Origin of the sequence: Phyllobacterium sp. 21LDTY02-6, from assembly GCF_023554255.2 — a bacterium.
In the GTDB taxonomy this organism is placed as follows: domain Bacteria; phylum Pseudomonadota; class Alphaproteobacteria; order Rhizobiales; family Rhizobiaceae; genus Phyllobacterium.
In genome coordinates this window covers 718864-733848 of record NZ_JAMJWD020000001.1, presented here as the reverse complement: position 1 = coordinate 733848, position 14985 = coordinate 718864, and the positions used below count along the sequence as shown (strand labels likewise).

Sequence of the window (14985 nt, the reverse complement as noted above, 5' to 3'; positions counted from 1 at the left end):
GGAGTCAAATACTTTCCTGTCACGCAAATCAAGCAGCGACAGGTTTGGAGGGGATTTGCAAACGAAGACGGCGGCCACGGATTATCGGGCACAGAAGGTCATCGTGGTGTCACGCCGCGACCAAGTCTATACGATCTTGCGGCAGGCCATCATCTCATCGCAGCTTTCTCCGGGCGAATTGATCCGCAAGGAACAATTGGCGTCTCAACTCGGCGTATCGCGCACCCCCGTAACGGAGGCGATAAGCCGCCTCGCCGGTGAGGGCCTCGTCGAAATTTACCCACAGACCGGAACATTCGTCGCGCGTCTCGTGATGGAAAAGATCGAAACGGCCCAGTTTGTGCGGCTGGCCCTTGAGACGGCTGCGGTGCGGCACACGGCGCAGCGGGTCTCCCCGGAAATAGTGGCGCTCATGAACGACAATCTGGAAAAGCAGAAGGCCGCTGCCGAAGCCGCCGATTTCGAGCGTTTCTACGCACTCGACGAAGCCTTGCACGATCTCATCTGCGACGGCACGGGGCTGATCGGACTGCGGGAGATCGCTGCCAAGGAGCGTAGCCAGATCGACCGGGCCCGCCGTCTGCTGCTGCACTACGAGACCCGCATGTCGGAGACGCTGGCGGAGCATGGTTCCATCATCGCGGCGATCGCCGAGGGAGACGGGCCGCAGGCGGCAGAGGCAATGGCAGCCCATATTTCCAAGATGAGCACGATGCTGCTTCAACTTCGCGACAAGCGGCCCGAACTCTTCGGAGATTGATCCGCTGCCCTTGCAAGGCTTTCGTCCTGTCATTCCACGTGGTAGAGCGGCCCTTCCCAGGCTGAGAGAATATCATGTCCCGTTTGATCCCAGACAGTTTTACCATCATGCTTGTCGCGACCATCGTGCTCGCCTCGTTCCTGCCGATCAGCGGCGACGCGGCCGAGTATTTTGCGATCGCCACGAAGATCGCCATAGGCCTGCTGTTCTTTCTGCACGGTGCGCGGCTGTCGCGTGCGGTCGTGATCGCTGGTGCTCTTCACTGGAAGCTGCACCTGACCATCCTGGCGTCGACCTTCGTGCTGTTCCCCCTGCTCGGGCTCGCAACCGGCTTTCTCGTTCCCTCGGTACTTTCGCCTGCGCTCTACACCGGCATAATCTTCCTGTGCGTACTCCCCTCCACCGTTCAGTCCTCGATCGCCTTCACATCGATAGCCGGTGGCAATGTGCCCGCCGCCATCTGCTCGGCGTCCGCCTCCAACATTTTCGGGATGTTCCTGACGCCGCTTCTTGCCGGACTGCTGATATCGGCCAGCGGTCATGCGGGCTTCTCGCTCGATGCCCTGGAGTCGATCCTCACGCAGCTTCTGGCGCCCTTCGTGCTCGGTCAGATCCTGCAGCCGTGGATCGGCGAGTTTCTGCGCCGCAGGAAATCGCTGCTGATGCCGGTCGATCGCGGCTCCATCCTCATGGTGGTCTACCTCGCCTTCAGCGAGTCCGTGACCGAAGGCCTGTGGCGGACAACCTCCATCCAGGATCTCGCTGCGGTCATCATCATCGACATCGTGCTTCTTGCCATCGTACTGGCCATCACCATGTATGGCAGCCGCCTCGCCGGTTTCTCGAAGGCCGATGAAATCGCCATCACGTTTTGCGGGTCGAAGAAGAGCCTCGCGACCGGAATACCGATCGCCACCGTCATATTTGCGGACCAGAGCATCGGCACCATCGTTCTGCCGCTGATGCTGTTCCACCAGATCCAGCTTATGGTATGCGCCGTCATCGCCAAGCATTATGCCGACGTGGCGGCTCGGCAGCCCCTATCCGACAGCCGCACCGAGTGATGTCACGGCAAGCGCCGGTCCAGCGCCTCCATCAGTTTCTGGGCCAGAAGCTCGTACTTCTCGTCATAGTGGTGATCGCCGGCTAGCTCGATCTTTTCGACGGCGGCAAGCGCCGGATCGTTGCAGGCCGTATCGTCCTCCTCCGACCCATAGACGCACAGCGCCTTCGACGCCGGCAGCCTGGCAATGGCTGGCGCAACGTCGCTGTCGCCGCCCAGACCGAGCCAGGCGCCGACGGAAACCTGAAAAGGCGTGGTCTTCTCCGTACCGATAAGGCCGATCATTGCGGTGCGGTCCTGCAGCCTCTTCGGCAGATAGGGCCAGGCGAAAGGCAGCGTGTTCGCTCCAAACGAATAGCCCAGCAGCACGACCGGAAGCCTGCCGCCAGGATCAGCCTTCGCAACCATGTGCGCGATATCCTTGGCAATCCCCTCCGGCTTGCGCAGGCTCCAATAGTAACGAAGGGAATCGACACCGACGACGTGCACGGACTTGCCGGCAATGATGTCGCCGACGGATTTGTCTATATCTCTCCAGCCGCCATCGCCGGAAAAGAACAGCGCGAGATATTTCGCCTGACCATCCTTTGCAGGAATGTCGATCGTCGGAAGCGCACCGGCGGAGGCATCTTCGCGCGCGATTTCCACGGCAGCATCGGCAGCCATGTCGAGACGCTTCGCCCTGGTGTCGGCAAGTCGTTCCTCGGCAAGGAAATACCCCTGCGTCGGCGGCCCTTTCGGCTCCGCATCGGGCTTCTCGCGCACGATGATGGCAGGGTTCGGCAGATCGGCATTGTAGGAATAGCTGTATCCCTGACCGGCAACGGCTTCGTAATCCGCACCTTCGCACGATGGAAGCTTGGTGTTCAGGGCGGCGGCGGGATCGACGATCACTGCCCCGGCAAGGGTCGCCGCAGGCGTATCGGCGACGGACGCATAGGCCATGACGCCGCCCTCGCCGATGCCGACGATCACCGGGTGCATGTAGGTACTGCCTCCGACCAGGCGCTGCGCCTCCTTTGCGAGGCCCTCGAAATCGGCAACGAAATAGGTGCAATCGCCGGTATCCTGGTTCAGTTCGCGCCGCCATTTCTCAAGGTCGACGGTGAGAACGAGAAAACCCCGGTCGAGGAGCTTGTCCGCCAGAGCTCGATCGTCGGCAGCGGGACCGCCGGTCTGCGACACAAGTATGGCAATGCCGGTCACCTCTCCCTTGGGTTGTAACAGCGGAACGTCTTTCAACCGCTCGGCCGTGACCGTGACAGCGTTGGGCCTGTGACCAGGCAGGCCGTAGTTCAGATAAAGCGCCAGCCCGAGACTGACGAGCACCAGGGCGACGAGCAGTCCGGATAGCGAACGACGCGGCAATTTCATCTTTTGAGAACCTCGAAGGGGCTGCCGCTGACGAGATTGGTCGCGTCGATCAGCGAGCGCGGCGTGGCCAGTCCGGCGGGGCAGATGAGATAATAGGGCGTCCATTTCGGCCCGAACTTGTCCTTGAACGACCGCAGCCCGTCGAATCGGTAGAATTCAGCACCGCGGCGATAGATGAAGGAGCCTATCCTGTTCCAGCGTGAGGCGAGATGGCTGTCGGAAAGGCCGGACAGCGGCGCAGCGCCCAGATTGAACCATTGGTAGCCTTCATTCTTGGCGGCCATCAGCAGGTTGGCGAACAGCCCATCCATGACGACGCTCGAAGCGTCGGGCAGATGGCGCATCAGATCGACCGCCATCTCATGCTTATCGGCACCCCGCCACAGATTGGCGAAGGCAACGATGCGGCCCTCCCTGCGCAGAACCGCAATGTCGAAATAGGCCAGATAGGCGGGGTCGAACGAGCCGAGCGAAAAGCGCTTCTCGGAACCGGATTTCATATCGAGCCAGGCGTCCGAAACCTGCCGCAGTTCATCCATGATCTCCGCAGTGGCGTCCCGGCCGACGATCTCGAAGGATATCCCTTCTTTTTCGAGGCGACGCGCCGCATATCGCAGCGGCTGGCGCCTGGATCCTTCCAGCGAGAAATCCTCGAGTTCGACGCGTGCGACCTCTCCAAGCTTGAGTGCCGTCAGGCCCATATCGAGGAACAGCGGAATGCGCTCCGGCCCGACCGCGTAGAACACCGTTCTCAAGCCCGAGCGATCGGCAAGCGCCCGGAATGCCCAGGCGAGTTCGTCGGCGACGGCAGCGTTCCCGACCGGCTCGCCCATCGAGACGAGACTGCCGCCCGAACGCGCATACATGACAAATCCCCGGCCCTGCGGGTCAAGGAGAAATCGCTTGTCGCCAAGCAGCGCCAGCGCATCGGATGCACGCGGCGATGCCTCGACAAGGGCCGGAACCCCGGACGGGATCGGCTGTTTTTTCAGCCTGCTTCGCCCGGCGCCATTGATGATCGTGTTGATGGTGGCTGCTGCGAGCAATGTAAGCAACAGCACGGTTGCCCGCAGGAAGCGCGATGCCGGCGCATCCCAGGCGAACTCCCACCAGAGTTCATTGGCGTATTCCACGTGCCGATAGGCGAAAAATCCGAGCCAGATGATGGCGAATGCGGTCGTTCCGATGCTGGCAAGCCATCCCCAGCTCAAGGCAAAACGCTCGTCGAGCGGCTTGCGATAGAAGGAATCGCCGAACAGCAGCAATATTCCCGCCATCAGTCCGAGAATGACCGATTCTTCCCAGGCCAGCGCCTTGAACAGCGCGAACACTGCACCGAGGCTGAACAGCACGATGGCGACAAGCCACGCCCGCCACAGCCGCCTCGCCAGTCCACGCGCAACGATCAGCAGCGCCAATCCGACGAAACTCGCGCCAAGATGGGACATTTCGAGGAACGGCAATGGCATTATGTCGGCGAGTGTCTCTATCCTGCCGCGAGCGCCGGGAATGACCGTGGAGATGAGGAGGACGATGCCGCCGAGAAAGGCTATCCCCGCGGCCAGCGGTGGTATCAGCGGCTCGAACAAGCGCACCACGGCCTGGGCTGGCGCTGCGATAAGGTGCCGGCGGCGCAAGATTTCGGACAGAACGAAACCGGCAACGGCAATCAGGAACGGGATAAGCGTATAAATGACACGATAGGCAACAAGCCCGGCAATCGCATCGGGATTCTGACCAAGCCCCAGCCCTGTAATGATCGTCGCCTCGAATGCGCCCAGGCCTCCAGGGGCGTGGCTGAGCAGGCCAAGTGCGACGGCCACGACATAGATCAGCGCGAAGGCGGCGATGCTGCCAACGGCGTCCGGCGGCAACAGCACATAAAGCGTCGCGGCAGCCGCCGCGACATCGATGAGACCGGCGACGATCTGCAGCAGCGCACCCTGTGTCGAAGGCAGCCGCACCGACAATCTTCCCAGCCGCAACGTCCGCTCGCGTCGCGACAGCCAGAAAAGCAGCGTCGCCACGGCAAGCAGGATACTGATACCGATCGCCTCATCGAGAGCCGGGCCAAAGGAGACCAGCCAGGGTATCCGCGACGGGTCTGTAACGAGTGCCACTGCGATCATGATCGTGAATGCGAACCAGATCGCCATCCACGATGTGCCGATAATTCTGCCGATATCGGCCGTATCTATGCCTTCCGCCGCATAAACCCGGTAGCGGAGCGCCCCGCCCGTCAGCAGGGAGAAACCAAGAGCGTTGGAGATGGCATAGCCCGCACCGCCGGCCAGCGCCGATATGCGATAGGGCACGCGGCCCGGAGCAATGGTCTCGACCGCCACGACATCGTAAAGCGCGACTGCCGCAAAGCTGACCAGCGTCAGAAGCAGCGCCAGCCATAGCGAACTTGCCGGAAGCGCGTGAAGCGAGCGCCGCACATCGTGCAGGTGCAGGTCGCTCGATACGCGGCTGAGTATGAAAAGACTGATGGCAGCGACGCCGATGCCCAGGGCTGCAAACAGCGCCGAGCGCGTGCGATTGCCCAGTTGGAAACCCACCCCGGATACATCCTTGGGTTTGTCAGTGGCATCCACTTTATCATTGACGGAAGTCATGAGGACCGCCTTCGACGGTTGAACATCCCCAAATCAACATGAATTCGGGACGCCGTCATTAGCAATCAAATAATGGCGGGATTGCGCCTTGACTATCGATGATGCCGGGCGCCTCAGGCAGCCCGACCTCAGGCAGCCTTCAGGGCAAGTCTCCGGAAGCTTCCCGGCGCCTTCAGCCTCCCTATTGCGGCCGAGGGAGGCGTAAGGCCCATGGCTTCGGTTATGGCCGTGGCGACGCTATTGCTGTTCTGCACCAGGAAGGAATAGCGCAGACCGGACTGCCTTATCATCTCCGCCACCTCTACCGCAGCATTCCAGCGTGCGGCGATGACGGCAAAGGGCGCTTCCATCAGGACGTTCGAAACCGATGTCGGCCGAACGTAGAATTCAGGATAATAGGTCAGATCGCGGTGCCGGTAGTCGGTAACGACCGCCGTCAGCGGTCCCTTGACCGCACAATAGTTGAAACTGCCATCGGCATTTGCCGCACCGCCATTGATCTCGTAGAGCGGCCGCCCATCCGCATCGGTCCAGGCGACGAAATTATGGCTGGCAATCCCCGCAAAGCGAGGGATTGGGTAAGAACCAAAAACGATGCGATGATTCATCCGGATACCATGCAGACACAATGGAGAGGGAGCTTGACGTTATACTTCAGTCAGGTAAAACCATTTGAAATCAAATACAAGGGACAAATTTCTCACATCCGATCACAATTTTATTCATTAGCCGGCGGCGCAGTTGCACATGATTGATTTGGCGATGATTTTACGCGCTGCAGTTGCAACTGCTCCCCTGAATTATTGTTCGTCGAGGTGTCGCGAACAAGGTCATTTTGTCGGCGAAGTTTGATCTTCAGACCACCTTGGTCCGAATTTCGGCCACGCCATCGACACCTCCATGCAGTTCGTCGCCGCGCTGGATGGCGCCAACGCCCGCCGGCGTACCGGAAAAGATAAGATCGCCTGCCCTCAGGGTGAACAGCGTCGACAGAAAGGCGATGGTCTCCGATACGTTCCAGATCATCTGACGCAGGTCGCCGCGCTGGCGTTCGACGCCATTGACCTTCAGCCAGATTGCGCCCTCGCCCGGATGGTCGATCATCGATACCGGCACAATCTCGGAACATGGCGCCGACGCTTCGAACGCCTTCCCGGTCTCCCAGGGTCTGCCGAGCTTCTTGGCTTCGCCCTGCAGGTCGCGGCGGGTCATGTCGAGCCCTGCCGCATAGCCGAACACGTGGTCCAGCGCATCTTGGGCGGCGATCCCCGCGCCGTCCTTGCCGATTGCGACCACCAGTTCCATTTCGAAATGCACGTCACTGCTGGCGCCCGGATAGGGAAAATCGGCCCCGTCTATCACGAGCGAATCGGGGTTCTTCTGGAAGAAAAACGGCGGTTCCCGGTTTGGATCGTGGCCCATTTCGATGGCATGATCCGCATAATTGCGGCCGACACAGTAGATTCGGTGCACCGGAAACAGTTTTTCCGACTGCTTTATCCGCAGGAATGGCTGTGGTTGCGGCTCGAAACTATAGTGGTCGTTTTTCATGACCGGATTGCCCCTATGGATTGTGGAGAAGCGCGTCTCGCGCGCATTAGCTGTTTCGCTGCCGATCAGTATGCGCAAACTGTTCACATGAATTTAAGAATAGAGCCGCAATCGTCAATCGTCGCTGGCAAAGATGATGATCTGCTGGAGGAGATCCAGCGCCAGAGCTTTCGCTATTTCTGGGATGGCGCGCATCCGGCGAGCGGCCTCGCGCGCGACCGATCCGGACGGACGGCCGATCCAAAGAACGATCTCGTCGCAATCGGTGGTTCGGGCTTTGCGATCATGGCGATCATCATCGGCGTCGAGCGGGGCTGGATTGACCGAACGCAAGCGACCACCAGGCTTGACCGGATGCTGACCGCCCTTGAAGGCGCGCGGCGCTATGATGGCGTCTTTCCGCATTTCATCAATGGAATGGACGGTTCGACGGTGCCTTTTTCCCGGCTCGACGACGGCGGCGACCTCGTCGAAACCTCCCTGCTGATGCAAGGTCTCATCTGCGCCCGGCAGTATTTTTCCGGCGATTGCAACGATGAGGTCGATATCCGGAGCCGCATCGACGGCCTGTGGCGCGAAGTTCGCTGGACCTCACACATCAAATCCGGCGAGAGAGTGCTTTATTGGCACCGCAGCCCCCGACATGGCTTTCGGCGCAACGTTCCTGTCCGGGGCTGGAATGAGGCTCTGATTACCTATCTCCTGGCAGCGGCGTCACCCACGGCAGCGATCGACCCGATCATCTATCATGAGGGTTTTGCCGCCAATGGCGCGCTGCGCAACGGTCAAAGCTTCTACGGGGTCAAACTGCCGCTCGGGCCGGATTTCGGCGGGCCGCTCTTCTTCGCCCATTATTCCTTCTGCGGCCTCGATCCCCGCGGCCTGGTTGATCGCTATGCCGACTATTGGGAGCAGAATGTTGCCCATTGCCGCATCAACTATAATCATAGCGTCCAGGCGGGCCATGCCCCGTTCTGTTGGGGATTGACGTCGAGCCATGGGCCGAAAGGCTATAGCGTCGGCTCTCCGGCAACGGATAATGGCGTGATCGCGCCGACCGCCTCCTTGAGCAGCATGCCCTATCTGCCAGAGGAATCGCTGCAGGCGCTGCGCTATTTCCTGTCGTTGCCCCGAGGCCGCATCGGTGGCCGCTTTGGCTTCGTCGATGCCTTCGCCCCTTCGCTCAACTGGTTTGCCCGAACCTACCTCGCCATCGACCAGGGACCGATCATCGCCATGATCGAGAACTACCGCAGCGGCCTGCTCTGGCGCCTGTTCATGAGCGCCGTGGAAATAAGGGGTGCGCTGGCCGAACTCGGGTTTGACAGTCCTCATCTGGGAAAGGCGCAGGGAACCAAATCCAGCCTCGACCATTGCTCGTGTCCGGGGTGAGCGGCAGCGCCATCCGCCAACAGAGGGGCCATGAATGAGAATTCACGCCGTTTTCAATCGGGATGGCGGAACATTCCGCACCACCGATATGCAGCAATTCAGCCAGACGGCAAAAACCCTGTTCGAAGAGCGCGGCCACGAATTCAGCAGCGAGATCGTCTCGGGAAAAGACATGGTCAAGGCGATGCAACGGGTCGCAGGCGAATCCGGTGAGCCGGTATTGATGGCCGGCGGCGGCGACGGGACGATCTCGGCCGCCGCCGATATCGCATGGAAAGCCGGCATTCCGCTCGCCGTTCTACCGGCAGGGACGATGAATCTCTTCGCCCGTGCGCTCAAGATCCCGTTGGATCTGACGGCAGCTCTGGAAAGCCTCGCCACCGGCGAGATCATCGCCGTCGATATCTCCACCGCCAATGATGAGAGCTTCGTCCATCAGTTCTCCATCGGCTTCCAGCCCCAGATGATCGAATTCCGCAACACGCTGGAATATAGTTCACGATGGGGCAAGCGACTTGCGAGCTTGCGGGCCTTTGCGAAGGCAGTCAGCAAACCGCCGAACTTCAAGGTGCGCATGACCTTGAACGGCAAGGCGAGCGAAAGAAAAGTCTCGGCTGTATCCGTCGCCAACAATCCCTATGGGCAAGGCATGTTGCCTGTGCCCGACAAGCTCGGCAGAGGCGAGCTTGGAATCTATATCGCGCGCAAACCGACGCCCGCCTCCATCGCGAAGCTCGCCCTTAGCGTCTTTACCGGCTCGTGGCGGGACCATCCGGATGTCGAGGAGAAATTTGCCAGGACGATCGAGCTTCACTTCCCGCATCTGAGGAAGCACGCCAAGGCGACCATCGACGGCGAGTTGATACAACTTCCGCGCGACGTGAAAATACAGATCCACCCTGGTGAACTGAAAGTGCTGGTGCCGCGTTCGCCGGGCGCGGAAGAAGCGGATAGCTGATGCTGCGCCGCTTCTTCGCCTTTGGGCTCAGCTCTTCTTCCTGGCCTTCTTGACGGGCGCGGGCGCTTCCGCCTGCCCCGATGCCGCCTTGCGGGCGGCAGCCTCTTCGGCGGCAACCTGGTCGGCGCTCTTCGGCATCGTATCCACGACGGAACGGACCTTGCCCTTGTCCGTGACGGTGCAGAGAGCGTCGCGGATATCGGCCTTCAGCCGAACATGGTTGACACCACCGCCGACGGCTTCCGAGTCGATGACCTTGATATGGCGTTCGGCAAGGAAATACTTGGCCGAAGCCGCCGATATGCAAGGGTCGGCGAGAGCAGCGTCAACCGGCGGGCGTGGCGGCGCGAAGGTTGGAATGATCACCGGGCGCGATCCGATGTCGCTCGTGGTCGAACACGCTGCCAGCGGGACAAGGATCGCCAAAGGGGCAATCCGGCATAGAATGTTGTTGGGCAGACCCATTGCTTTCTCCGCAAAATCGTCTTTTGAATGGCTGAATATTGGCCGGAAACTATTCGCTTTTTAACAATTGTCGAGTGGCACAGCTGCCACACTGGGACTTTATTGCAACATGAAACAAAGCCTTCATGGAGCCTTGGAAAGCATCCAGTTCAAGGCCGCCCTCCAGTCGGTCATCCGGATCGGCGTGCCGTGGTTCCCGCCCTCGAAACGATGGAAGCGAACCGGATAGTTCTTCGCACCGCTACGCAGCTTGCGGTAGAAGGCTTCCTGCTTCTCAACCGCGAACACCGGATCGCGGCTGCCATGACCGAAAAACACCGGTACGCGGCGCTTGTAGGCCGCTGAACCAATGAAGTCTTCATCCCACAACGAACCGAGCAGGACGAGACCCGCTATGCTTTGCCCCGCCTGCTGGTTGGCCGCCACGCTCCAGCACAATTGGCCGCCCATGGAGCCGCAGGCGATGATAATCCTGGCTGATGGTGCCTGTCCCGCAACATACCCGACCAGCGAAGCTATCTCTTCTTCGCCCTTTGGCCCGAAATCGGTAAAATCCGGGCTTATATAGACGCCGTCATTGCGCGCCATCAGGTTCTTCAGGCGATTGAAATTTCCGCCAAAAGTATAATCATTCATGCCCTGCTGGCGATTGCCGCCCTGACCGTGGAGATAAATGACCACCAATGCCGGCCGGTCGCCGATGTCGCCGACGACCATCGCCTTTACTCCGCTTCCGCTCGTCCGGAACACCAGGTCCTTCTGGGAACGCTTCGGCTGCAACGATACATAGGCTTGCTTGACGCGGCGCTCGGGTATCTGGTCGCGCCCATTGATGTCGCGCATCTCGTCATAATCGACGACGAGGTAATCGCCGGAATCCCCCGTCTGCAATATGCCCGGATACTGGAACAATTCGTCCCTGTAGGGCGCGAGTTCTGCGGCAGAACCGTACGACAGCCCGGCCAGCGACATCATCGAGGAAAGCAAAACCGCTTTCAAAACCATCCTACTCAACGCCATTCCCCTCAATTCCGCGCCTCCTCGGCAATCGAACCAACTCGAAACGCCTGAACGACTTCAGCGAGGATGGCGACCGCTATTTCCTGTGGGTTGGCCGCACCGATCGCGAGTCCAATTGGCGCGTGCACCCGCCGCAGCCGGTCGTCGTCAATGCCTTTCTGGCGCAGCCTTTCGATGCGCTTCTCATGGGTTTTCCGGCTGCCAAGCGCCCCGATATAGAAGCAGCCCGCTTCAAGCGCGCTTTCAAGCGCCGGATCATCGATCTTCGGATCGTGCGACAGGGCGGCAAGCGCACTGTAGCGATCGAGCGGCCTGTTCGTCAGCACATCCTGCGGCCATTCGGCGATAACCTCAGTCTCAGGAAAACGCGCGCTCGTTGCAAATCCGGTGCGGGGATCGATGATTTCGACCTCATAGCCGAGCTTGGCCGCCATAGGCGCCAGTGTCTGGCTGACGTGCACGGCGCCCACGAGAACGAGACGCAGCGCCGGCTGGTGCAGATTGAGAAAGAACTCGCGGCCGTTGGCGGTCACCAGCCGGGAACGTCCGGCTGCGAAAGTCTGTGCTATGGCAGCGCCTAGCTCGCCCGCAACGGCGTCGTTCTGCAATATCACCCTGTCCCGGCCATCGGCGAGGTCGGTCAGATGTATGGCGGCCTGCCGCAATCGGCGGGCCTGGTTGAGCTTTTTCAGACAAAAAGGATCCACTGTCAGCCCAGCCGCTCGAGATAAATCCTGATGCGGCCGCCACAGGAAAGTCCCGCTCTCCAGGCCACCTCGTCCGCAACGCCGAATTCCAGCATGGTCGGCTCGCCGGACCTGATGACGTCGATCGCGGTCGTGATCACTTCGGCCTCGACGCAGCCGCCCGAGACCGATCCCTCGAAGTTGCCATCCTCGTCGATCGCCAATTGACTGCCGGCAGGCCGCGGCGACGATCCCCACGTCTCGACGACAGTCGCTATGGCGACAGCGCGTCCATTGTTCATCCAGCCTTCGGCGATGAAAAGCGGATCAGACGTCTCGGACACCATGATCAACCGCCGACATGATGGTAGGAACGATCGAGATAGATGAGAGATTGGCCATCGCCACCGCCTTTCAGAGCTGTTACCCGTCCGTAGACCACGTAATGCGTCGCGACTTCATGCGTCTCGATGATACGGCAATCGAAACTTGCCAGCGCATCGGCAAGCACGGGCGCGCCCGTCTGCAGCGTCTGCCATTCGCCGAGCGCAAACCGGTCGGCCTGCGACAGGCTGCCTTTGCCGGAGAATGCTTCCGACAGCGCCATATGACCGAAGGACAGCGTATTCAGCGCGAACACCTTGTTTTCGATGAATATATGATTGGACTCATGTTCCCGGTTGAGACACACCAGCATGGTCGCGGGATTATCCGAGACCGAACATACGGCTGAAATGGTCACGCCGCGCCGACCCGCCGGGCCATCTGTGGTCACAACATGCACTGCTTCTGCGAAATGGCTCATTGCATTGCGAAAAGCCAGCGGCTCGATTTTAGGATCTTTGGCGATAAACACAGCTTTCTTCCACTCAACCCACGCATCAGTATAGCAAGCCAAAGCTTTTATATAGACCCCCGATTGCGCCAACCGCTGGAAACCGCTACCCAAAAGCATGGTACGAATGGTTTACAGGGAATTACGACAGGTCCAATGACGGCAATGATCCGGGCAGCTTTCTTGGGATTGAGCCTGATGGTCTGCGGTGCCGCGCATGCTGAAGACAGGATCGGTATCGTAGCACCCTTGTCAGGCCCATTCGCGCGCCTCGGCGACCAGATCGTCACTGGCGTTTCCACCGCGATAGCCGCGAATGGCGGTGCGGATCGTGCGACGATCGTTACGGAAGATGACCGGTGCGAGGCGGAAGGCGGCGCGGAAGCGGCACGGCGCCTGATACAATCCGACGTGATGGTCGTGATCGGCTTCCTGTGCAGCGAGTCGCTCGAAGCTGCCCTTCCACTCTTCAACCAGAAGGGCGTGGTCGTGATCACCCCGGCGATCCGGTCACCGACGTTGACGGAACTGCGTGCCGATCCGCCGTTTGCGGTATTCCGCACAGCGCCTTCCGAACGCAAGGCGATCCTGGAAACCGGCGATATATTGGCGGAACGCTGGCGCTCCACGCCATTCGCCATCATCGATGACGGCACGATTTCGGGCCGCGAACTCGCAGGCGGCGTCAGGGCACGGCTTGAGGAAAAAGGATTGAAGCCGGTGTACAACGACACATACCGGCCAGGGCTGGACAACCAGAACGCACTGGTCGGGCGGTTGAAACGCGCCGGCGCGACCGAGGTCTTCGTCGGCGGGGAACGCGACGATGCGGCATCCATCGGCCTCAGCGCGCAGACAATGGGCACCCAGCTCACCATAATCGGCGGAGAAGCGCTGAATGCCAGCCGCAAGGAAGGCGATCTCGTGCCGGGAACGCTGATGGTCGCGCCGACGGAGCCGCAGTTCCTCGACACCGCCCGCAACGCCAGGAATGCGGTGGAACTCGCCGGCAAGGCTCCCGAGGGATATACGATAGCAGCCTTTGCAGCGACGGAGGCAGCGCTGAACGTGCTCACTGCCGCGCAAACGCAGGCCGGTTCAATTAGCGAACTTTTGCGCAACACCAAGTTCGAGACCGCGCTTGGCACCCTGCAATTCGACCAGAACGGCCAGAGGATAGGTAATGTTTACGAATTGCAACGCTATGACGGCGCCCAATTCGTACCGGAGGCCGAATAAATGCCACCCACACCCGGAGCGCGCAACCTCATAACGGACGTCAAAGGCCTTCTCGTCGGCAATGCCGAAGATCACAGGCTGAAATCCGGCTGCACCGTCATTCTCTGCGAAGAACCCGCTACCGCGGCCTATCAGGCGCTGGGCGGGGCCCCCGGTACCCGCGAGACCGACCTGCTGGAGCCACACAATACCGTACAGCAAGTCAATGCCATCGTCCTTTCCGGCGGGTCGGCATTCGGGCTCGATGCGGCATCCGGGGCGCAGGCAGCCTTGCGCGCACGCGGGATAGGTTTCGAAGTTGGTGGCCACCGGGTTCCGATCGTGCCTGCGGCCATATTGTTCGACCTCATGAATGGCGGCGACAAGGACTGGGGCAGATATCCGCCCTACCGCGAACTCGGCCATGACGCCGTTGAAGCGAGTGGCCCGGATTTCGAACTGGGCAGCCATGGCGCAGGCACGGGCGCGACCGTCGCCGGGCTGAAGGGCGGGCTGGGTTCGGCTTCGGCAATGCTCGAAAACGGCACTTGCATAGGTGCACTCGTGGCTTCCAACGCGCTTGGTTCCGTCACGGTCGGCTCATCGAGGCATTTCTGGGCGGCGCCGTTCGAATTGGCCGCGGAATTTGGCGGGCTCGGTCTTCCGCATCCGCTTCCTGCCGAAGTTGCGGCAGTTCGTACGAAATTTTCCCACCCGCCTGCCAATTCGAACACGGTGATCGGCGTCGTGGCGACGGATTATATCCTGACCAAGGCCGAAGCCAAGCGGCTCGCCATATCCGCCCATGACGGTTATTCCCGCGCCATCTGGCCGTCCCATACCGCCTATGATGGCGATCTCGTCTTCGCTCTCGCAACCGGGGCAAGCGGCAGAACACCGGATGCGGCCGAATTCATCGAGCTCTGTGCCCATGCCGCCTCGACGACGGCGCGGGCGATTGCGCGCGGTGTATTTTCAGCGACGCCGGCCGATGGTGACCCCTATCCCGTATGGAGCTCGCTGCGATAATCGCTTGTGCATTGTC

General features: G+C 60.5%; 15 protein-coding genes. 6 read left to right on the top strand and 9 right to left on the bottom strand.

Annotation, left to right across the window (positions count from 1 at the left end; genetic code table 11):
• Nucleotides 1–55: 55 nt before the first annotated feature.
• The gene (locus M8997_RS03470; protein WP_250013690.1) at nt 56–760 is read left to right on the top strand and encodes a GntR family transcriptional regulator; all 705 of its coding nucleotides are present in this window, start codon (nt 56–58) and stop codon (nt 758–760) included.
• Between the two features lie 74 nt (nt 761–834).
• Nucleotides 835–1824: a bile acid:sodium symporter family protein gene (locus tag M8997_RS03465; protein ID WP_250013688.1), complete on the top strand. Its 990-nt coding sequence runs from the start codon at nt 835–837 to the stop codon at nt 1822–1824.
• 2 nt (nt 1825–1826) lie between these two features.
• Here M8997_RS03465 and M8997_RS03460 read toward each other — a convergent pair whose 3' ends face one another.
• The 4 genes from M8997_RS03460 to M8997_RS03445 all read right to left on the bottom strand — a co-directional run bounded on the left by M8997_RS03460 (nt 1827) and on the right by M8997_RS03445 (nt 7366).
• Nucleotides 1827–3197: an AcvB/VirJ family lysyl-phosphatidylglycerol hydrolase gene (locus M8997_RS03460; protein ID WP_250013687.1), complete on the bottom strand. Its 1371-nt coding sequence runs from the start codon at nt 3195–3197 to the stop codon at nt 1827–1829.
• The gene (gene mprF, locus M8997_RS03455) at nt 3194–5815 is read right to left on the bottom strand and encodes a bifunctional lysylphosphatidylglycerol flippase/synthetase MprF (RefSeq protein WP_250013685.1); all 2622 of its coding nucleotides are present in this window, start codon (nt 5813–5815) and stop codon (nt 3194–3196) included. Before mprF ends, M8997_RS03460 begins: the two co-directional genes overlap by 4 nt.
• A gap of 128 nt (nt 5816–5943) precedes the next feature.
• The gene (locus M8997_RS03450; protein WP_250013683.1) at nt 5944–6423 is read right to left on the bottom strand and encodes a hypothetical protein; all 480 of its coding nucleotides are present in this window, start codon (nt 6421–6423) and stop codon (nt 5944–5946) included.
• 247 nt (nt 6424–6670) lie between these two features.
• A complete protein-coding gene (locus M8997_RS03445) occupies nt 6671–7366 on the bottom strand; it encodes a fumarylacetoacetate hydrolase family protein (protein ID WP_250013681.1) in 696 nt (231 codons plus the stop codon).
• An 87-nt stretch (nt 7367–7453) separates the two neighbouring features.
• On the opposite strand from M8997_RS03445, the gene M8997_RS03440 reads away from it, so the two are divergent.
• Nucleotides 7454–8758 (top strand): glucoamylase family protein, encoded by a 1305-nt coding sequence (locus M8997_RS03440; RefSeq protein ID WP_250013680.1) that lies wholly within the window; start codon nt 7454–7456, stop codon nt 8756–8758.
• A 34-nt stretch (nt 8759–8792) separates the two neighbouring features.
• Nucleotides 8793–9716: a diacylglycerol kinase family protein gene (locus M8997_RS03435; protein WP_250013677.1), complete on the top strand. Its 924-nt coding sequence runs from the start codon at nt 8793–8795 to the stop codon at nt 9714–9716.
• 27 nt (nt 9717–9743) lie between these two features.
• On the opposite strand, the gene M8997_RS03430 is transcribed toward M8997_RS03435, so the two are convergent.
• The 5 genes from M8997_RS03430 to M8997_RS03410 form a co-directional block, all read right to left on the bottom strand.
• Nucleotides 9744–10181 carry a hypothetical protein gene (locus M8997_RS03430; RefSeq protein ID WP_250013674.1) on the bottom strand — a complete coding sequence of 146 codons (438 nt, stop codon included), beginning with the start codon at nt 10179–10181 and terminating at the stop codon, nt 9744–9746.
• Between the two features lie 123 nt (nt 10182–10304).
• Nucleotides 10305–11186, bottom strand: a complete 882-nt coding sequence (locus M8997_RS03425) for an alpha/beta hydrolase (protein WP_371929507.1) — start codon at nt 11184–11186, stop codon at nt 10305–10307.
• Nucleotides 11187–11206: 20 nt separating this feature from the next.
• Entirely contained in the window at nt 11207–11908 is a 702-nt protein-coding gene (locus M8997_RS03420) for an XdhC family protein (RefSeq protein WP_250013671.1), read from the bottom strand.
• Between the two features lie 2 nt (nt 11909–11910).
• Nucleotides 11911–12234, bottom strand: coding sequence for an XdhC family protein (locus M8997_RS03415; RefSeq protein WP_250013668.1), 324 nt, complete (start codon nt 12232–12234; stop codon nt 11911–11913).
• Nucleotides 12235–12236: 2 nt separating this feature from the next.
• Nucleotides 12237–12692 (bottom strand): flavin reductase, encoded by a 456-nt coding sequence (locus tag M8997_RS03410; protein WP_250014384.1) that lies wholly within the window; start codon nt 12690–12692, stop codon nt 12237–12239.
• Between the two features lie 213 nt (nt 12693–12905).
• On the opposite strand from M8997_RS03410, the gene M8997_RS03405 reads away from it, so the two are divergent.
• Together M8997_RS03405 and M8997_RS03400 are read left to right on the top strand one after the other, a co-directional pair.
• Nucleotides 12906–13961 carry a branched-chain amino acid ABC transporter substrate-binding protein gene (locus M8997_RS03405; RefSeq protein ID WP_250013665.1) on the top strand — a complete coding sequence of 352 codons (1056 nt, stop codon included), beginning with the start codon at nt 12906–12908 and terminating at the stop codon, nt 13959–13961.
• Nucleotides 13962–14969: a P1 family peptidase gene (locus tag M8997_RS03400; protein WP_250013662.1), complete on the top strand. Its 1008-nt coding sequence runs from the start codon at nt 13962–13964 to the stop codon at nt 14967–14969.
• Nucleotides 14970–14985 lie beyond the last annotated feature (16 nt).